Annotated in this window: 18 protein-coding genes; 3 read left to right on the top strand and 15 right to left on the bottom strand. The window is 63.9% G+C overall.

Annotation, left to right across the window (positions count from 1 at the left end):
* Nucleotides 1-31: 31 nt before the first annotated feature.
* A complete protein-coding gene (locus tag HGP13_RS02450; RefSeq protein WP_172221025.1) occupies nucleotides 32-1,027 on the top strand; it encodes an ABC transporter permease in 996 nt (331 codons plus the stop codon).
* 11 nt (nucleotides 1,028-1,038) lie between these two features.
* On the opposite strand, the gene HGP13_RS02445 is transcribed toward HGP13_RS02450, so the two are convergent.
* The 11 genes from HGP13_RS02445 to HGP13_RS02395 form a co-directional block, all read right to left on the bottom strand.
* Entirely contained in the window at nucleotides 1,039-1,254 is a 216-nt protein-coding gene (locus HGP13_RS02445; RefSeq protein ID WP_172221023.1) for a hypothetical protein, read from the bottom strand.
* On the bottom strand, nucleotides 1,251-2,006 hold the full coding sequence (locus tag HGP13_RS02440) for a COG4280 domain-containing protein (RefSeq protein WP_172221021.1): 756 nt from the start codon (nucleotides 2,004-2,006) through the stop codon (nucleotides 1,251-1,253). Before HGP13_RS02440 ends, HGP13_RS02445 begins: the two co-directional genes overlap by 4 nt.
* A gap of 191 nt (nucleotides 2,007-2,197) precedes the next feature.
* The gene (phnN, locus tag HGP13_RS02435; RefSeq protein ID WP_172221019.1) at nucleotides 2,198-2,827 is read right to left on the bottom strand and encodes a phosphonate metabolism protein/1,5-bisphosphokinase (PRPP-forming) PhnN; all 630 of its coding nucleotides are present in this window, start codon (nucleotides 2,825-2,827) and stop codon (nucleotides 2,198-2,200) included.
* Complete coding sequence (locus tag HGP13_RS02430) at nucleotides 2,824-3,963, bottom strand: alpha-D-ribose 1-methylphosphonate 5-triphosphate diphosphatase (RefSeq protein ID WP_172221017.1); 1,140 nt, start codon at nucleotides 3,961-3,963, stop codon at nucleotides 2,824-2,826. Before HGP13_RS02430 ends, phnN begins: the two co-directional genes overlap by 4 nt.
* Before the next feature lie 37 nt (nucleotides 3,964-4,000).
* Entirely contained in the window at nucleotides 4,001-4,708 is a 708-nt protein-coding gene (locus tag HGP13_RS02425) for a DUF1045 domain-containing protein (RefSeq protein WP_172221014.1), read from the bottom strand.
* Nucleotides 4,709-4,860: 152 nt separating this feature from the next.
* Nucleotides 4,861-5,673, bottom strand: a complete 813-nt coding sequence (iolB, locus tag HGP13_RS02420; RefSeq protein ID WP_172221011.1) for a 5-deoxy-glucuronate isomerase — start codon at nucleotides 5,671-5,673, stop codon at nucleotides 4,861-4,863.
* Nucleotides 5,674-5,677: 4 nt separating this feature from the next.
* The gene (locus tag HGP13_RS02415; RefSeq protein ID WP_172221008.1) at nucleotides 5,678-5,896 is read right to left on the bottom strand and encodes a DUF3329 domain-containing protein; all 219 of its coding nucleotides are present in this window, start codon (nucleotides 5,894-5,896) and stop codon (nucleotides 5,678-5,680) included.
* A 61-nt stretch (nucleotides 5,897-5,957) separates the two neighbouring features.
* Nucleotides 5,958-6,875 (bottom strand): myo-inosose-2 dehydratase, encoded by a 918-nt coding sequence (iolE, locus tag HGP13_RS02410; protein ID WP_172221005.1) that lies wholly within the window; start codon nucleotides 6,873-6,875, stop codon nucleotides 5,958-5,960.
* A gap of 105 nt (nucleotides 6,876-6,980) precedes the next feature.
* Nucleotides 6,981-8,831 carry a 3D-(3,5/4)-trihydroxycyclohexane-1,2-dione acylhydrolase (decyclizing) gene (gene iolD, locus HGP13_RS02405; protein ID WP_172221002.1) on the bottom strand — a complete coding sequence of 617 codons (1,851 nt, stop codon included), beginning with the start codon at nucleotides 8,829-8,831 and terminating at the stop codon, nucleotides 6,981-6,983.
* A gap of 32 nt (nucleotides 8,832-8,863) precedes the next feature.
* Entirely contained in the window at nucleotides 8,864-10,798 is a 1,935-nt protein-coding gene (gene iolC, locus HGP13_RS02400) for a 5-dehydro-2-deoxygluconokinase (protein WP_172220999.1), read from the bottom strand.
* A 155-nt stretch (nucleotides 10,799-10,953) separates the two neighbouring features.
* A complete protein-coding gene (locus tag HGP13_RS02395; RefSeq protein WP_172234591.1) occupies nucleotides 10,954-11,799 on the bottom strand; it encodes a MurR/RpiR family transcriptional regulator in 846 nt (281 codons plus the stop codon).
* Nucleotides 11,800-11,956: 157 nt separating this feature from the next.
* On the opposite strand from HGP13_RS02395, the gene HGP13_RS02390 reads away from it, so the two are divergent.
* Nucleotides 11,957-13,066 carry a Gfo/Idh/MocA family oxidoreductase gene (locus HGP13_RS02390; RefSeq protein WP_172220996.1) on the top strand — a complete coding sequence of 370 codons (1,110 nt, stop codon included), beginning with the start codon at nucleotides 11,957-11,959 and terminating at the stop codon, nucleotides 13,064-13,066.
* Nucleotides 13,067-13,070: 4 nt separating this feature from the next.
* Here the strand turns inward: HGP13_RS02390 and HGP13_RS02385 are convergent, their stop codons facing one another.
* Nucleotides 13,071-13,769 (bottom strand): YafY family protein, encoded by a 699-nt coding sequence (locus HGP13_RS02385; protein ID WP_172220993.1) that lies wholly within the window; start codon nucleotides 13,767-13,769, stop codon nucleotides 13,071-13,073.
* Nucleotides 13,770-13,898: 129 nt separating this feature from the next.
* On the opposite strand from HGP13_RS02385, the gene HGP13_RS02380 reads away from it, so the two are divergent.
* Complete coding sequence (locus HGP13_RS02380) at nucleotides 13,899-14,534, top strand: LysE family translocator (RefSeq protein ID WP_172220990.1); 636 nt, start codon at nucleotides 13,899-13,901, stop codon at nucleotides 14,532-14,534.
* A 37-nt stretch (nucleotides 14,535-14,571) separates the two neighbouring features.
* Here the strand turns inward: HGP13_RS02380 and HGP13_RS02375 are convergent, their stop codons facing one another.
* From HGP13_RS02375 to iolG, 3 genes are all read right to left on the bottom strand, one after another.
* Nucleotides 14,572-15,663 (bottom strand): 3-deoxy-7-phosphoheptulonate synthase, encoded by a 1,092-nt coding sequence (locus tag HGP13_RS02375; RefSeq protein WP_172220987.1) that lies wholly within the window; start codon nucleotides 15,661-15,663, stop codon nucleotides 14,572-14,574.
* Between the two features lie 202 nt (nucleotides 15,664-15,865).
* Complete coding sequence (locus tag HGP13_RS02370; protein ID WP_172220984.1) at nucleotides 15,866-16,660, bottom strand: SDR family oxidoreductase; 795 nt, start codon at nucleotides 16,658-16,660, stop codon at nucleotides 15,866-15,868.
* A gap of 30 nt (nucleotides 16,661-16,690) precedes the next feature.
* Nucleotides 16,691-17,686, bottom strand: coding sequence for an inositol 2-dehydrogenase (iolG, locus tag HGP13_RS02365; protein ID WP_172220981.1), 996 nt, complete (start codon nucleotides 17,684-17,686; stop codon nucleotides 16,691-16,693).
* Nucleotides 17,687-17,712 lie beyond the last annotated feature (26 nt).

Below are 17,712 nucleotides of genomic sequence, written 5' to 3'. Positions count from 1 at the left end.
GTCCGCTCGGGCAGGCATTGGGGAGACGACGATGAGCAAGAAAGATCTCGGCCTGCTGATCCTGATCCTGGTGGTGGGCGCAATCGTCGCCATCATCAATCCGCGCTTCCTGCTGCCGATCAACCTCGCCAACACCTCGAACCTGATCGGCCTCTTCGGCATACTGTCGATCGGCCAGGCCTTCGTCATCATCACCGGCGGCATCGAATTGTCGGTGGGCTCGGTGGTGGCGCTGCTGGGCACGCTGTTCATCGACTTCATCGCCGTCCGTGGCATGGGATGGCCTGTCGCCTTCGTGCTCATCCTGGTGCTCGGCGCCATCATCGGCCTGGCGCATGGCTGGCTGATCACGCGGCTGAAATTGCAGCCCTTTGTCGTCACGCTGTGCGGCCTCTTGATCTATCGCGGCGTGGCGCGCTTCTACACCGGCGACGGCACCGCCGGTTTCGCCTTCGGCCAGAATTTTCCGGACCTGGAATTCCTCACCGCCGGCCGGTCCTATGGCGTGCCCAACAGCTTCATTGCGCTGATCGTCATTGCCATCATCATGTGGGTGGTGCTGCACCGCTCGGTGTTCGGCCGCTATCTCTACGCCATCGGCAAGAACGAGGAGGCGGCTAAATATTCCGGCATCCGCACCGGCCGCATCGTCATGGCCGCCTATGTCATCTGCGGCGTGCTGACGGCGCTGTCGGCGATCTATTTCGCCATGTACACGCGCTCGATCTCGCCGGCCAGCCACGGCCAGTTCTATGAGCTTTATGCCATTGCCGCGGCCGTGCTCGGCGGCTTCTCGCTGCGCGGCGGCGAAGGCTCGCTGATTGGTGTTGTCCTCGGCACAGTGCTGCTGCAGGAGCTGCAGAACCTCGTCAATCTGCTCGGCATCCCCTCCTCGCTCAACTTCGCGGTGATGGGCGGCGTCATCCTTATCGGCGTGCTCGTCGACCAGCAATGGGGCGTGTTCCGGGCACGACGTCTGATGATCGACGCGGCCCGCAAGAACGTAGCCGGTGCCCCGGCGGAATAACGCCTTGCCGCCTATCGGCTGATCGTGCGTGCCGCGCGGCGAACGCTTTGCAGCAGGATGCCGAGGCAGCCGACCAGCAGCAACGCACCGCCGAGCAGCGGTGGCAGCGCGAGCAGCTTGACCGCCGCGGTGACGGCGGCCACCAGCACCAGCGCCAGCAGCGCCAGACTACCGTCATCAACGAACATGCCGAAGAATTCTCTGGCAACAAGACGAATGGCGTTCATCGGGCGAGCCCTCCGGCGGTTACGGGGTAGGCGCTGCGCAACCAGCGCACCATGGCAAAGGAAGCCAGCGCGACGATGGCGAAGATGGCGAGCAGAGCGAGATCGGCACTCGGCCAGTCGGCGCCGATGCCTTCGCCGGTCCAGAAAATGCCGAAGCTGGTCAGCATCAGCCCGACGACGAATTTGAGCGAATTCTCCGGCACGCGCGCCAGCGGCCGGTGGACCACCAGCCCGATGAGCATCACCAGGATGAATGCCGCCAGCGCACCAAGGCCGGCATACAGCGTCTGCCCGTGGGCAGCACCCACGGCAATGACGATGAACACCACCTCGACACCCTCGAGCAGCACCGCCTTGAACGAGGCCAGTCCTGCGAGATAGTCGGCGCGGCGGTCATTGGCCTGCTGGTGCAAGGCGGCGGTCTCCTCAGCGAAGGCCGCCTCCTCGTCATGCAGGGCGATGACGCCGACGCTGCGCAAAATGGCCTTTCGCAGCCAGCGCATGCCGAACAGGATCAGCAGCACGCCGACGATGAATTGCAGCGTGGTGATCGGTACCAGCGCCAAAAGCGGTCCGAACGCCAGCACCAGAGCCGCCAGCAACGCCAGCGCCAGGGCCGCACCCGTCAGTGCCGGGCGCCAGCTGCGCGTCACGCCGACCGCAAGCACGATGGTGAAGGCTTCGACCACCTCGACGACGGACGCAAGAAATGCCGCCGTGATCGTCGAAAGGATGGGTGTCAGTGTCTGCATCAGGGCTTCCTGTTCTGTCGTTCGCCCGGGCTTTCTGGGCGGCTTTCCCGGCAAGCGCGGCCCAGAATCACTGGTGCGGTCCGCACCACATAGCGCTCCGGAGGCCGCGGGAAAGCAAGTGAGGCGCCAACGGGGCGGCGCTTTGGGCCGATCGAGGCGCACGCGTTGCAGCCTGAGGATGCACGTCTAAATCAGATCAGACCCGACATGTCCGAAAAGGCCATTGCCTTGCGCAGGATCTCGGCGAAGCGCTCGCCGGCCACCTCGCGCGGACCGCTATTGTCGATCGAGGTCACGCCAGGGCCGGTCAGGGTCACATTGGCGCTGCGCGCCAGACGTGCCAGCACTTCGCCGCGCGATTCACGGCCACGCATCGCCAGCCGCTCGGCCAGCACGTCGGGCGAGGCGGTGATCTCGACAATGGCCAGATTGGCATAGCGCTCGCGCAGCACCGGAATGATGGCGCGCGACACATTGGCAATGGCGACATGGCCGTTGGCGACCGACCAGTCGACATCGGCGGGCAAGCCATAGCGAAGCCCATGCGCCTCCCACGAGATGGCGAAGGCGCCGTCGGCGTCGGCCTCGACAAAGGCGGCGTCGGCCAGGGTGTCGTGGTCCTCGCTCTCCGCATCGCTCGGCCGGGTGATGACGCGGCGGACGAACTCCAGCCGGCTTTCGTCGGCGAAAAGCGCGCGGGCGTAGCCGATCACCGTGTCCTTGCCGGCACCGCTTGGGCCGACGACCGCGACAAAGACGCCATGGCGGATCGGAAACGTTTCAGCGGACAATTCACGCTCGATCAAGGCCGACACCATCATGCGACGCGGCGCCCCTGCCGCCAGACGGTGCGCACCACCGGCACATGGTCGTCGACGCGCACACGCACCAGATCGGCCCTACGGCCCTGCTCGATCATGCCGCGATCGTTGAGGCCAATGGCTTCGGCCGGGTTCTTCGACACCATGGCGACCGCCTGCGGCAGCGAAATACCTTCGACCATATCGCCGAGGAAGAAGGCCGACTGGATCAGGCTGAAGGGAATATAGTCTGAAGACAGGATGTCGAGCAGGCCGTCGCTGGCCAGCGTGCGTGCCGAGACATTGCCCGAATGCGAGGCGCCGCGCATGACGTTGGGCGCCCCCATCAACACGCCCAAGCCCGCTGCCTTCGAGGCACGCGCGGCTTCCTGGGTGGTCGGAAACTCGGCGACCCGCACGCCTTGCTCGATCGCCTCGTCGACATGGCCCGACGTGGCATCGTCATGGCTGGCGAGCACGATGCCGCGCTCACGGCAGGCGGCGGCGATCACCGCCCGGTTTGGCGCCGAATTGCGCGCCGATTCCGCCATCCGCTTCTCGCAGAACAATTTGAAGTCGCGGTCGGTCAATTTCAGCTTGCGCTGGTAGTAGTAGGCATAGGTTTCGAGATTGACGAACTGGCGCTGGCCGGGCGCATGGTCCATCAGCGATGCCAGCTTGACCCTCTCATCGCCGTCGAAATTGGCGAAGGCCTTGAGGCAGTCCGGCGCCGAAACCTCGCAGCGCAAATGGATGAAGTGGTCGGCGCGCAGCCGATCCTGCTGCACACTGTCCTCGATTGCATCGGCCAGCTTGCGGATATCGTCCGATGTCAGGTCGGCGTCCTCGTCCATGCCGACGCGCAGCGCGTCGAGCACCGTAGTGATGCCGGCGGTCGCCACCTGCGCATCATGGGCAAGCACCGCGGCGATCGGGTTCCAGCGCACTTTCGGCCGTGGCGCGTAATGGCCCTCGAGATGGTCGGTGTGCAGTTCGACCAGCCCGGGAATGACATAGTCGCCCCCCATATCCTCGCCGGTCCGGCAAGAACCTGCATCGATGCCGGCGATAAAGCCGTCACGCAGCACCAGCGAACCCTCGACGATCTCGTCGGCAAGCACGATGCGGGCGTTGGAAAGAACGGTCTCGGCGGTCATTTCGGGCAGTCCTTGATTCTTTTGGGGCAGAGCTTGTTCAGGCGATTCTTCTGGCCGGGCGGCGTCCCAGCGCGTGCTGGGAAAGCACCATGAACGGCGCACCGGGTTCGGTTTCGACAAACAGCGTCAGCGCGTCGACCAGCACCGGCTGGCGCAGCACGTCGGCGAACAGGCTGTCGATTGCTGCGCGCAGACGAGGGCTTTCTTGTGACCCGGCCCGGCCGGACAGAGTCATATGGAAACGAAAGGTTTCGAAGACGTAAGGGTAGCCCCACTGGCAGAGGTTGCGGAACTCGGCCGGCTTCAGCGAATCCGGGCTGCGCCGCTCGATCTCGGCCTCGGACAGCGGTGCGCGAAACCGGTCGAAGTCGCGCACGACATCGTCGGCAAAGCGGTTGAGCGGCGGCAACGGCCCCTCCGGCACCAGCGCGAAGAAGCTGTCGATCTGGCTGACGACGAGACGCGGGATCGTCACGACAGGCGTTGCTTCGGCAAAATGGTCGAGCCCCGCGCGCAGCGAGGTCTCGGTCTCGTTGGCAGCCAGGCGGAAGGGGGCTTTCAGCGTCGCGTGGAAACCATAGCGGCGTGCCGAAGCGGTGTGGAAGGCAACTTCCGCCGCAGAGAGGTCGGCCACGGCCTCAACCGGCTTTGTCGCGGCGCCGAACGGGTCACGGCCCAGCCAGTTGGCGGCAATCCGCGCCAGCGGTTCGTCCTGCCGGGGGGTGAAGTAGATGGCATAACGCATGGGAAGTCCTCGTCGGTCCCGCTGCCATAGGTGATTTCCATGACGGATTGACGAAGCTTTGACGGGTTTTCGAAGGCAAATCGACCCAAGAAGTCCTTAGCCGACGATTTTTCCCAGCTGGACCAATAAGTTCAGCCGGAATCTGGAACCGGTCAGGCCTTCATCAACCATTCGTGCTCGGGCGCATTGTGGAATTTCCACGTCCGCTTCGGTCCGGCCATGACATTGAGATAATAGAGGTCGTAGCCATGGCAGGCGGCGCAGGGGTGATAACCCTTGGGCACCAGCACGACATCGCCATCCTCGATCGCCATGGCCTCGTCGAGCGCGCGATGGCCATCCTTGTCGGCGTCGGTATAGACGCGCTGGAAGGCAAAGCCCTGCGGCGGATTGAGACGATGATAGTAGGTCTCCTCGAGATAGGATTCCGCGGGCAGATTGTCCTGGTCGTGCTTGTGCGGCGGATAGCTCGACGTGTGGCCGCCGGGCGTGATGACCTCGACCACCAGCAGCGAGTCGGCCGGCTTGCCTTCCGGCAGGATGTTGGTGACGTAGCGCGTATTGGTGCCCTTGCCGCGCACCTCCTGGCCGAGATCGTCGGGTCCGATCACCCGGACCGGCAGCCCGCCGCTTAAGCCAGGCGCCGAGCAGACCGCGAGTTCCAGCTCCGTATCGGCCGTCACCGACCAGTCCGATCCCTGGGGAACATAGACCGACCACGGCTTGCCTTCGAAGGGCGACATGCGTTCGCCGAGCAGGCCAAGATCCTCGCCGCCGGCTTTCGCGGTGCCCTTGCCGGTGACGAACACCAGGCAGATTTCGCGATCCTCCGTCTTGCCTGAGGCGCCTTCGCCTGATTTCAGCCGATGCAGGTCGAAACCGACATAGGTCCAGCCGGCGTTTTTTGGCGTCACATGGGCAACGCGGCCATGGCCTTTGTCGGCCTTTACCAGCAGCTTCGACATCGGGTTACTCCTTCGGTTCGGCCTCGGCCGTTGCCTTGCTCTCATCGGCTGGCTTGTAGAGATAGAAAAACTGCCAGACGGCATAACCGGCAAAGCCGAGCGCGATGACACCCCAGAACGGCGTGCCGGTGGCGAATTCGATGATCGACCAGATGACGCAGACCGCGACGACGGCGACACGCCGCCATAGCGGGCGGAAGAAGGGGTGCTCGTAATCTTTCATCGGGCCAATCTACAGCAACCTGGCACGCCGTGAACCCATCGCATCAGGCATTCGGGAAACCCTAGGCATTGGGAAAGCCCTGGGTTTCGACCGTGTAGCCGGCGGCGGTCATCACACGCATCAATTCCTTGTGGCCGACCTGCGCCATCTTGAGCGGCGGGTTCTTCTTCGGGTCCTGCTCTGCCTCGACCACGAACCAGCCTTCATAGCCATGGTCGGCGAAGCGTTGCACGATGGCGCCGAAATCCAGCGAACCGTCGCCCGGCACCGTGAAGGCGCCGAGCGCCACCGCGTCGAGGAAGGACTGCTTGGTGCGGTCGAGCTTGTCGATCACGCCCGTCCGCACATCCTTCACATGCACATGGCTGATGCGCTTGTGGTGGTTGTCGATGGCGCGCAGCACATCGCCGCCGGCAAAGGCCAGGTGTCCGGCATCGAGCAGCAGCGGAATGCCTTCGCCGGAATGGCGCATGAAGGCATCGAGCTCCGGCTCGGTCTCGACCACCGCCGCCATGTGATGGTGATAGGAGAGCGGCATGCCTTGCTCGGCGCACCATTCGCCGAATTCGGTCAGCCGCCTTGCATAGGCTTTCATCTCATCGCCAGAAAGTTTCGGCTTGGTGGCGAGTGGCTTGGAGCGGTCGCCCTGGATCGAGCGGCCGACCTCGCCATAGACGATGCAAGGCGCGTTGACCGCCTTGAACAGGTCGATCATCGGCTGGATGCGATCCTTGTTCTTGCCCATCTCCTCATCGACCAGCGTGCCTGAGAACCAGCCGCCGCACAGCGTCACGTCGGCTTTCTTCAGGATCGGCAGCATGACAGCGGGATCGTTGGGGAAACGCCGGCCCATTTCCATGCCGGTGAATCCGGCCGAACGCGACTGGCGCAAACATTCCTCCAGCGACACGTCATCGCTGAGTTCCGCAAGATCGTCGTTCCACCATGCAATGGGGGACATGCCCAGTTTGGCTTTCAAGTCGTCACTCCGGTTTAGAACAGTTCAATCTTTGGCCGCTGGCGCGCCCCTCATCCGCCTGGCGGCGCCTTCTCCCCGTATGGGACGGGGAGAAGGGAGCTAGCATCAATCGCCAACGCTCTGCATTTGCCGCTTCTCGTCATAGGCTTTGCGCGCTGCATTGACCTGCGGACGTGCCGACACTTCCGGCACTGCCACATCCCACCAATGGCCACCGGCATCGGTGGAGACCAGCGGATCGGTGTCGATGACCAGCACGGTGGTGCGGTCGTTCTTTTTGGCCTTTTGCAGTGCGTTTTCCAGCCCGGCGATCGATGGCACTTTCTCTGATATCGCGCCCATGCTCGCCGCATGCGCGGCGAAATCGATGTCGGGCAGGATCTCGTGGCGCGAGTCCTTCAGGAGATTGTTGAAGTTGGCGCCGCCGGTGGCCATCTGCAGCCGGTTGATGCAGCCATAACCCCTGTTGTCGAGCAACACGATGGTCAGCTTGAGGCCGAGCATCACCGAGGTGGCGATCTCGGAATTCAGCATCAGGTATGAACCGTCGCCGATCATGACGACGACCTCTTCACCGGGCTTGGCCATCTTGGTGCCGAGCCCGCCGGCAATCTCGTAGCCCATGGTCGAGAAGCCGTATTCGGCGTGATAGGAGCCCGGCGCGCCGGCCTGCCAAAGCTTGTGCAACTCGCCCGGCAGCCCGCCGGCGGCATGCAGCAGCGTCACGCCGGATCCCATGGCGCGCTGCACGGCGCCGATCACCTGCGCATCGGACGGGAAGGCGGCGTTGGTCGAGGCCGTCACCTTGGCGGCGTCGGCCTGCCAGGCCCTCTTGCCGGTGGCTGCATTGTCGGTCCAGGCGGCAGGCGCCATCCAGCCCTTCAGTGCGGCACCGAGTTCAGCGAGACCCTCGGCCGCATCGGCAACCAGCGGCAGCGCGCGGTGCTTGCCGGCGTCAAAAGGCTGGACGTTCAAGCCGATAATGGTCTTGCCGGAATTCTTGAACAGCGCCCATGAGCCGGTGGTGAAATCCTGCAGGCGCGTGCCGATGGCAAGCACGACATCGGCGTCTTCCCCCAGGCGGTTGGCGGCCGAAGTGCCGGTGACGCCGACCGCCGCCATGTTGAGCGGGTGCTCGTCCGGCAGTGAGGATTTGCCGCCTTGCGTTTCGCAGACAGGAATGCCGGCGCCTTGCACGAATTTGGCCAGCTCATCGGAGGCCTGCGAATAGAGAACGCCGCCGCCGGCGATGACCAGCGGCTTCTTGGCACTCTTGAGCGCTGCCACCGCTGCCGCAAGCTCGTGGCGGTCCGGTCGCGGCCGGCGCTGGTGCCAGACCCGTTCGGCGAAAAAGCTCTCGGGATAGTCATAGGCCTCGGCCTGCACGTCCTGGCAAAGCGACAGGGTCACCGGGCCGCATTCAGCCGGATCGGTCAGCACAGCCATCGCACGGCTGAGCGCCGGGATGATCTGTTCCGGCCGGGTGATGCGGTCGAAATAGCGCGACACCGGACGGAAGCAGTCATTGACCGTCGCCGTGCCGTCGGAAAAGTCCTCGGCCTGCTGCAGCACCGGGTCGGGGATACGGTTGGCGAAGACATCGCCGGGCAGAAACAGGACGGGCAACCGGTTGACATGCGCAAGTGCTGCCGCCGTCACCATATTGAGCGCGCCGGGGCCGATCGACGAGGTCGCAGCCATGAAGCGGCGGCGGAAATTGGCCTTGGCATAGGCGATCGCCGCATGCGCCATTGCCTGTTCGTTATGGGCGCGGAAGGTCGGCAATGCGTCGCGGACCTGGTAGAGCGCCTCGCCGATGCCGGCGACGTTGCCATGGCCGAAGATCGCCCAGACGCCACCGAAGATCGGCACCGTCTTGCCGTCGATCTCGGTCATCTGCCTGCTGAGAAAGCGGGTCAGCGCCTGCGCCATCGTCAGGCGGATTGTCTTGCTCATGGTGGTTTCCTCCGCAGTCTTCTGCCGCGCCTTTATGCTGCTTTACGGCCACGCGCGGCAAGCCACGCCTCGGTCAACTGTTCGAAGCGCGAGGCCATGTCGGCGACAGCCTCGTCATCAGACATCCTGCCGGCCAGCCATTCTTCGGCCGCATGGACGAAGATGGTGCGGCCGACGGCAAAACCCTTGACGATCGGCGCCTTGGCGGTGGCGGCGAAAGCCGCTTCCAGCTCGTCCTGCGGCGCTTCCAGGCCGAGCAGGACGATGCCCCGGCACCAGGGATCATGCTTCAGGATTACCGCTTCGATCTTGGCCCAGGCGCCGCTCGATGCCTGCGGCTCGAGCTTCCACCAGTCGGGCTTGATGCCCAGCGCATAGAGCTCTTCCAGCGCGCGCGGGATTGTCGTGTCGTCGAGCTTGCCGTGCTTGCCGGCGATGATCTCGATGAGCAGTTCCCGGCCGACTTTGCGAGCGGCCTCGAACAGCGCGCGCAGCTTCTGCTGCTGTTCTTCCTTGAGTGCCTGGGGATCGTCGGGGTGGTAGAAGCACAGGCATTTGATGCAGTGATCGACAGGCCATTCGGTGAGCTGCGAGCCGATATCCTGCGAGAATTCGAAGCGCAGCGGCCGCGAACCCGGCAGTTCGACCGGCCGTCCAAGCCAGGCGAAGGAATGCCTGGCGAACTCGAACATCGCCTCGCGGCCATGTTTCTCGTCGAGCAGCATGCCGTAGCCGTCGCGGCCGGCGGCAACCTTTGCCGCTGCCTTGACGGTCAGCACCTTGAAATCGCGGATGCGCGCCGGGTCGGCACCGGCCTTTGCCGCCACATCCTCGAGCTGGATGCGATGGTCGCAGGCTAGCGCCATCAGCGAGGGGATCTGGCGCCGGCGGGTGGTTGCCCAATGAATGTGGTTGATCGCCTCGTCGTTGCGCAGGGCGAGATGCTTGCTGCCGTTCTTGAGGAAGAACTGCAATTCCTCGAAGGTCGGATATTCCGGCGCGCAGAGCAGCCGCGACACGGCAAAGGCGCCGCAGGCATTGGCCCAGGTCGCCGCCGTCGCGTGGTCTTCGCCACCCAGCCAGCCGCGCAGGAAGCCGGACATGAAGGCGTCGCCCGCACCCAGCACATTGTAGATCTCGATCGGGAAACCCTTGCCGACGACGCCGTCTTCGAGATCGTCGCTGATCGGTCCGTCATAGACGATGCAGCCCATGGCGCCGCGCTTCAAGACGATGGTGGCCGAGGACAGCGAACGGATCGTCTTCAGCGCGCTCAGGCAGTCGTCGGCGCCCGACGCGATCATGATCTCTTCCTCGGTGCCGACGATGAGATCGCAATCGGGCAGCACGGTCTTCAACTGGGACGAGACCCGGTCCGACTTGACATAGCGCTCGAAGCCCTCGGCATGGCCGGCGAGACCCCAGAGGTTGGGCCGATAGTCGATGTCGAAAACAACCTTGCCGCCCTTGGTTTTCATGATGCGGATCGCCTTGCGCTGGGCGGCGTCGCTGTTGGGTCGGGAAAAATGCGTGCCGGTGACGACGATCGAGCGCGCCGAGGCGATGAAGGCCTCGTCAATGTCCTCCGGCGCCAGCGCCATGTCGGCGCAGTCGCTGCGATAGAAGATCATCGGCGAAACGCCTTCACTCTCGACCGAGAGCAGCACCAGCGCGGTCAGCCGTTCCTTGTCGGTCTTCAATCCGTCCGTGTTGACACCTTCGCGCTTCAGCTGTTCGCGGATGAAGCGGCCCATCTGCTCGTCGCCGACGCGGGTCAGCAGCGCCGAGCGCAGGCCGAGCCTTGCCGTGCCGACCGAGATGTTGGCCGGGCAGCCACCGACCGACTTGGCGAATGACGTGATGTCCTCCAGCCGCGAGCCGATCTGCTGGCCATAAAGGTCGACGGAGACGCGACCGATGGTGATGACGTCGAGCGGCGCCTGTTTGGCGTCCACGGCTTCGCTCATTGGAACCTCCCGTCAGTCTTGTTGTCAGGAACAACATTGTTTGGGTAACACGCGCGAGCGGCAGCGTGGTGCCGGGAATATGAAATAATAATTCCAATCCGTAGTCAATATGGAATGAGCGTTCCCGAGCCGATTTTGCTTTTTGCGGGGTCCGATCAGTCTTTGCGCTTGCGGGTAGCGTCGCGCCGTTTCTCGCCGACGCCGACGGTCAGCGCCATGGCCAGCGCCATCGTTGCCGACAGCGAACGGAAGCCGGCGAAGTCAGCCTCGGCAACCTCAAACCAGACCTTGGCGAACTGGGCAAGCGGCGAAAACGAGCTGTCGGTGATGGCAACGATCGGCACGCCCTGTTCCGAAATGGTGCGTGCTTCCTCGATGGTGGCCGGCGCATAGGGCGAGAAGCTGATGGCGATGACGGCGTCCACCGGTGTGGCGAAACCGATCATCTCGGCATTCAGCCCGGCGGCCGATTCGATCAACTGGTTGCGGATCTTCAACTTGCCTAGCGCATAGGCGATGTAGGACGCCACCGGATAGGAGCGCCGCTTGGCCAAGACATAGATGGTCTGCGCCTTTGCCAGCAGCGAAATCGCATCTTCCAGATGCGCATCGTCCAGCGTGCGGGAAATGTCGTTGAGCGAGGTGCTGGCGGCGGCGACGAAGCCGTCGAAGATGGCACGATGACCGGCGCCGCCCTCGGCCTTGACGCGCAGCGCCTGCAACCGTTCGTCATAGGATGAGTTGCGCTCGCGCAGCCGCTCGCGAAACACCTGTTGCAAGCTGGTGAAGCCGTCGAAGCCAAGCTGCTGGGCAAAGCGGATCAGGGTCGACGGCTGCACGCCGGCCGAGGCGGCGATGCTGGCGGCGGTGCCGAAGGCGATGTCGTCGGGATTGTCGAGCGCATAGGCGGCGATCTGGGCGATGCGTTTGGGCAGGCTTTCGCGCCGATCGAGGATGGTGGCGCGCAGCGTCTCGAAGTCGCGAGGTACCCGTTCGTCCATCGTCGGCCCGTCCAAGCTCATCGGTGAAAGCATCCTCTCTGCCTCATCATAGCGAGCCTGCGCAAGAACGCCATTAAAAATGAGGCAGACATTCCATTCCCGGAGAAAATGGATTAATTCATCCACCCAGAATTCCAGGCAATGGAGAAAACGGAAAATGGTCGGCGTAGGTCTTATCGGCACGGGCTTCATGGGCAAATGCCACGCTATCGCATGGAGCGCCGTCGGCGCCGTCTTTCCCGACGTCGCCAAGCCAAGGCTCGTCCATCTCGGCGAGGTCAACGAAGAGTTGGCCCAGCGCAAGGCCGGCGAGTTCGGCTTCGCCAAGGCGTCCGGCGACTGGCGTGCCGTCGTCAACGACCCGGAGGTCGACATCGTCTCGCTGACCACACCAAACCAATTTCATCCGGAAATGGCCATCGCCATTCTCGAAGCCGGCAAGCATCTGTGGTGCGAAAAGCCGATGGCGCCGAGCTTTGCCGAAGCCGAGGCGATGGCGGCGGCAGCCAAAAAGTCCGGCAAGATCGCAGCCCTTGGCTACAATTACATCCAGAGCCCGGCCATCCGCCACATCGGCGCGCTGCTCGACCAGAAGATCATCGGCGAGGTCAACCATCTGCGCATCGAGATGGACGAGGATTTCATGGCCGACCCCGAGGCGCTGTTCTTCTGGAAGCACGAGGCCGCTTCCGGTTATGGCGCGCTCGACGATTTCGCCGTCCATCCGCTGTCGCTGGTCTCGGCCCTGTTCGGCCGCGTCGCCAGCGTCATCTGCGACATGGCCAAGCCCTATGCCGACCGCAAGGTGGCTGGCGGCGGCCGCCGCGCGGTCGAGACCTATGATATCGCCAGCGTCTTGATGCATCTGGAAAACGGCATTGCCGGCACACTGCTGGTCAACCGCTCGGCCTGGGGCCGCAAGGGCCGCATCGCCATCCAGATCTTTGGCTCCAAGGGGTCGATCCTGTTCGACCAGGAGCGGATGAATGAAATCCAGCTCTATGTCACGTCAGATCGCCCGACCGAACAGGGCTACCGCACCATATTGGTGGCGCCGCACCACAAGCCCTACGACGCCTTCCTGCCGGCACCCGGGCACGGTCTCGGCTTCAACGACCTCAAGATCATCGAGTGTCACGAATTGCTGACGCGGCTTGCCGGCAGACCGGCGCGGCTGATCGAGTTCGCCGAGGGGCTGGAGATCGAGCGCACCGTGCACGCAATGGCGCGCTCCTTCGAGGACAAGCGCTGGGTGGATGTGCGGTAATACCTCAACCACCGGCAGCGGCGTTCGCCTCCCAGCCGTTCACCCAGACCTGCCGCAAGCGATCGCCTTCGCCCTTGAAGCGTAGCCCGGTCGGCTGGCAATCCTCGATGCGGTCGCTGCGGAAATTGCGGATGGCTTGCCGCAACTCGCACCAAGCGACGATGTTGGCGGTCTCGGCGTAGTAGATGAGCGCGATCGGGCGGATGAGGCGCTCGGAGGTTCGGCCCATCTCGTCGCGATAGGAAAGGTCGAGCTTCTCCTCGTCGCGGATGGCGCGGCGCACAAGCGCCAGGTCGATCGTGCCGGCCGAAGGCGCGGAAAAACCCCAAGCATGCAGCGCATTGGCTTCGAATGTCTGGCGCAAAGGCGGCGGCACGGCGCCGGCGATCTTGGCGCTGACCCGCTTGGCCGCCTGCTTGAGCTCGTCGTCGCCCGTGCGCTCTAGCAGCGCCAGCGACAGCACGATCGCCTCCATCTCCTCGATCGAAAACATCAGCGGCGGCAGGTCGAAGCCAGGGCGCAATATATAGCCGATGCCGCGCCCGCCTTCGATCGGCACGCGCATCGCCTGCAGGGCAGCAATATCGCGATAGATCGACCGTATCGTCACTTCCAGCCGCTCGGCGATCATGGCCGCCGTCACCGGCTGCCTTGCCAACCGCAGGATCTGTATGATCTCGAACAGGCGTGACGCTTTGCGCATTTTTCTCACCCGATGCCGATCACAACTGACACACCATCGTCAGTTGGGCTGATCTATAGGATCGCCTATCGAATTGAAAATCAACAGGTTCCGCAGCGGCTTGGCGGAGCGAGGCGACAGGCAACTGACATGGGTTATGCGGAAAATCTCTGGCTTTTCTTTATCCTGCTGTTCGGCATCATCGTCGTTCCGGGCATGGACATGCTGTTCGTGCTTGCCAATGCGCTGACCGGCGGACGCGACAGGGGCCTGGCCGCGACCGGCGGCATCATGGTCGGTGGCATGGTGCACACGCTGAACGGCGCCATCGGCGTCGGCCTGCTGATGCATTTCGTGCCGATCCTGTTCAAGCCGCTGCTGATCGCCGGCGCCGCCTACATGGCCTTCATCGGCATCATGCTGATGCGCAGTTCCATCACTGTTGGCGAGGGCGGACCCGCCGGCAGCCGCTCCGCATGGAAGGCGTTTCGACAAGGACTCGTAACCTGCCTGATCAATCCCAAGGCATACTTGTTCGTGCTTGCCGTCTATCCGCAGTTCCTGAAGCCGGACTACGGCCCGATCTGGATGCAAGCGACTGTCATGGGCATGATGACGGTCCTGACCCAGGCCGCGATCTATGGTGGGCTCGCGATCACAGCCGGCCGCAGCCGCAATCTTTTGATCGCCAATCCGCGGGCGACCACTCTTGCCGGCCGCGCGGCCGGACTGCTGCTCTTTGCGGTTGCCGTATTTACCGCCTGGGAGGGACTGAGGGCGGCGTAGCCCCTGTTAGCGCCGCCCTGCTATATCACCAACTGTATCAGGCGGCGCCCTGCCGGCTTTCCAGCATGGCGCGGCGCGCTGAGCGGCGCCATTCGACGGCCCCGGCAAGGCCGTGCAGCACGGTCTCGGTGGTCGCCCAGTCGATGCAGCCATCGGTGATGCTCTGGCCGTAGACGAGCGGCTTGCCGGGCACCACGTCCTGCCGGCCGGCAACGAGATTGCTCTCGATCATGAGGCCGATGATGCGCTCGTCGCCCGCCGCCACCTGGCCCGCCACGTCGGCCGCGACCATGGGCTGGTTCTCGGGCTTCTTGGCTGAGTTGGCGTGGCTGACATCGATCATCAGCCGAGGCGCGACACCGATATGGGCGAGTTCCACAGATGCGGCTTCGACGCTTGCCGCGTCATAATTGGGCTGAACACCGCCGCGCAGGATGACATGGCAGTCCTCATTGCCGGTCGTCGTTGCGATGCCGCTGCGTCCGCCCTTGGTCACCGCCATGAAATGATGCGGCTGGGCGGCGGATTTCACCGCCTCGGCGGCGATCCTGAGATTGCCGTCTGTACCGTTCTTGAAGCCGACCGGGCAGGATAGGCCCGAGGCCAGTTCGCGATGGATCTGGCTCTCGGTGGTGCGCGCGCCAATGGCGCCCCAGGCGACAAGGTCGGCAATGTATTGCGGCGTCGTCATGTCGAGGAACTCAGTTGCCGCCGGCAGGCCGAGATTGTTGACCGCCGACAGCACGTTGCGCGCCATCCGCAGCCCCTTGTCGATGTTGAAGCTGCCGTCAAGATCGGGATCGTTGATCAGGCCCTTCCAGCCTACCGTGGTGCGCGGCTTCTCGAAATAAACGCGCATCACGATCTCGAGCCGGTCGGACAGGGTCTCGCGCAGCGCCGCCAGACGGCTGGCATAGTCGACGGCCGCGACCGGATCGTGGATCGAACAGGGCCCGACGACGACGAGCAGCCGGTCGTCGGTTCCGTTCAGGATGGCGTGGATGGCGTTGCGTGACGCGCTCACGGTGCGCGTTGCCGTCAGCGTGCGCGGGATCTCCCGCATCACCTGATCCGGTGTACTCAGTTCTCGGATTTCCTTGACCCGAAGGTCGTCTGTGGTGGTCAACACGGCTTTCTTCTCCTGGGTTTAGGAGACCTGCCGGCTGAAACAAAAAAGCCGCCAGGTCTGGCGGCTGTTCGGATGTTGTTGCTGCAATCTTCAGATCGAGCGCAATCCTCCCGCCGCCAGCGAGCTCCTAAAGTACCAATACGTGGCGGACAGGTTGATCATGCGGCTCATATAGTTGATGCGGAGGCGTTTGTCACGCCCCCTACTCGCCGACCACCCCGGCAATGTTCTGGTCGTAGTCGACCAGCGACCCGGTCATGACGCCGGCCTGCGGGCTGATCATGTAGCTGATCAGCCGGGCGAGTTGTGCCGGCTTCACCAACTGGCCCATCGGTTGCGCGGCCTCGGCCTTTTCCAGCCAGTCATCCGGCGCATCGTGCCATTTCTTCTGCACGATCGCCTCACCTTCGGTGTCCATCCAGCCGGGCAGCACGGCATTGCAGCGGATGCGGTTCTTCCGGTACGAGCTGGCGACATTCTTGGTCAGCGTCATCAGCGCGCCCTTGCTGGTTGAATAGGGCGTCAGGAAGGACTGGCCGGCATGCGCCGACATCGACAGCACGTTGACGATCGAGCCCGGCGCCTTGCGCTCCAGCAGATGGGCGACCAGCCCCTGCATCAGGAAGAAGGGTCCGCGCACATTGGTGTCGAAGATCTGGTCGAAAAGCTCTTCCGACGTTTCGACCAGCGACCCGCGCGCCGACGTGGCGGCGGCATTGACCAGCGCGTTGAGGGTGCCGAAATGCGAGAGTGCTGTCGCTACCGCGCGCTTGCAGTCGGCCACCTTTGAAACGTCGGCGCTGATGAAGATGGCGTCGACGCCGGCTTTCTTGAAGTGAGCGACAGCCTTGTCGCCCTTCTCCTGCGAGCGGCCGAGGAGCGCCAGTGCGCGGCAGCCCTCGTCGGCCAGCGCCTCGGCGACTGCAAAGCCGATACCTTGCGCGCCGCCGGTAACGATGGCGCGTGTCTGTGAATTGCGATCGGCTGATGCGCTCATCGTTCTGCTCCTGTGGCTTGGGTCCGGTTCTTACTTGTCGAGACGGACGGTCTTGCCCGTGGTCGCCGACTTCAGCGCCGCATCCGCCAGCTTCAGCGCCACGAGCCCATCCGCGCCGCTCGGTGCCGCCTTCTTGCCGGAGGTTGCTGCGGTGATGAAGGCAGCGATTTCAAGGGCATAGGCGTCGAGATAGCGGGTCATGAAGAAGTCGTGCAGCGGCGGGCGCGTATAGCCCTTCTCGTTGGCCAGTTCGATCGATACCGGCCGCTGGTTTTCGGCAGCTATCATGCCCTTCGAGCCATGCACCTCGATGCGCTGGTCGTAGCCGTAGGTGGCGCGGCGCGAGTTGGAGATGACGGCCTGCTTGCCGGAAGCGGTTTCGAGGATGACGCTGACCGAGTCGAAATCGCCGGCCTCGCCGATCTTCTTGTCGACCAGCACCGAGGCATGCGCGCTGACCGCCACCGGCTCCTCGCCGAGCAGGAAGCGCGCCATGTCGAAATCGTGGATGGTCATGTCGCGGAAAATGCCGCCCGAGCGGGCGATATAGTCCAGCGGCGGCGGGCCGGGATCGCGCGAAGTGATGGTGACCATCTCGACGGTGCCGATCGCGCCGTCGTCGATCGCCTTGCGCACGGCGGCGAAATGCGGGTCGAAGCGCCTGTTGAAACCGACCATCAGCGTCGCCTTGGCCTTCTCGACCACGGCCAGGCATTTTTCCACACGCTTTACGCTCAGGTCGATCGGCTTCTCGCAGAAGATCGCCTTGCCGGCCTTGGCGAAGCGCTCGATCAGATCGGCATGGGTGTCGGTCGGTGTGCAGATGACGACGGCGTCGATATCCGCGGATTTCTCGATGGCGTCGATGGTGCGCACCGCGGCGCCATAGGCCGATGCCAGTTCCTTTGCCGCCTTCTCGAAGGCGTCGGCAACGGCAACCAGTTTGGCCTGCGGGTTTGAACCGACGGCGCGGGCATGGACCTTGCCGATGCGGCCGGCACCGAGGAGGGCGAAGCGAACAGTCATGGATATTTCCTCTAGGGATGGGTTCG

Origin of the sequence: Mesorhizobium sp. NZP2077 (assembly GCF_013170805.1) — a bacterium.
In the GTDB taxonomy this organism is placed as follows: Bacteria; Pseudomonadota; Alphaproteobacteria; order Rhizobiales; family Rhizobiaceae; genus Mesorhizobium.
This window is presented reverse-complemented; position numbering and strand designations above follow the sequence as displayed.

Coding starts and splice junctions, on each gene's coding strand:
- HGP13_RS02450 (WP_172221025.1), top strand. CDS start 32: ATGAGCAAGAAAGATCTCGGCCTGCTGATCCTGATCCTGGTGGTGGGC.
- HGP13_RS02445 (WP_172221023.1), bottom strand. CDS start 1,254: ATGAACGCCATTCGTCTTGTTGCCAGAGAATTCTTCGGCATGTTCGTT.
- HGP13_RS02440 (WP_172221021.1), bottom strand. CDS start 2,006: ATGCAGACACTGACACCCATCCTTTCGACGATCACGGCGGCATTTCTT.
- phnN (WP_172221019.1), bottom strand. CDS start 2,827: ATGATGGTGTCGGCCTTGATCGAGCGTGAATTGTCCGCTGAAACGTTT.
- HGP13_RS02430 (WP_172221017.1), bottom strand. CDS start 3,963: ATGACCGCCGAGACCGTTCTTTCCAACGCCCGCATCGTGCTTGCCGAC.
- HGP13_RS02425 (WP_172221014.1), bottom strand. CDS start 4,708: ATGCGTTATGCCATCTACTTCACCCCCCGGCAGGACGAACCGCTGGCG.
- iolB (WP_172221011.1), bottom strand. CDS start 5,673: ATGTCGAAGCTGCTGGTAAAGGCCGACAAAGGCCATGGCCGCGTTGCC.
- HGP13_RS02415 (WP_172221008.1), bottom strand. CDS start 5,896: ATGAAAGATTACGAGCACCCCTTCTTCCGCCCGCTATGGCGGCGTGTC.
- iolD (WP_172221002.1), bottom strand. CDS start 8,831: ATGAGCAAGACAATCCGCCTGACGATGGCGCAGGCGCTGACCCGCTTT.
- iolC (WP_172220999.1), bottom strand. CDS start 10,798: ATGAGCGAAGCCGTGGACGCCAAACAGGCGCCGCTCGACGTCATCACC.
- HGP13_RS02395 (WP_172234591.1), bottom strand. CDS start 11,799: ATGGACGAACGGGTACCTCGCGACTTCGAGACGCTGCGCGCCACCATC.
- HGP13_RS02390 (WP_172220996.1), top strand. CDS start 11,957: ATGGTCGGCGTAGGTCTTATCGGCACGGGCTTCATGGGCAAATGCCAC.
- HGP13_RS02385 (WP_172220993.1), bottom strand. CDS start 13,769: ATGCGCAAAGCGTCACGCCTGTTCGAGATCATACAGATCCTGCGGTTG.
- HGP13_RS02380 (WP_172220990.1), top strand. CDS start 13,899: ATGGGTTATGCGGAAAATCTCTGGCTTTTCTTTATCCTGCTGTTCGGC.
- HGP13_RS02370 (WP_172220984.1), bottom strand. CDS start 16,660: ATGAGCGCATCAGCCGATCGCAATTCACAGACACGCGCCATCGTTACC.
- iolG (WP_172220981.1), bottom strand. CDS start 17,686: ATGACTGTTCGCTTCGCCCTCCTCGGTGCCGGCCGCATCGGCAAGGTC.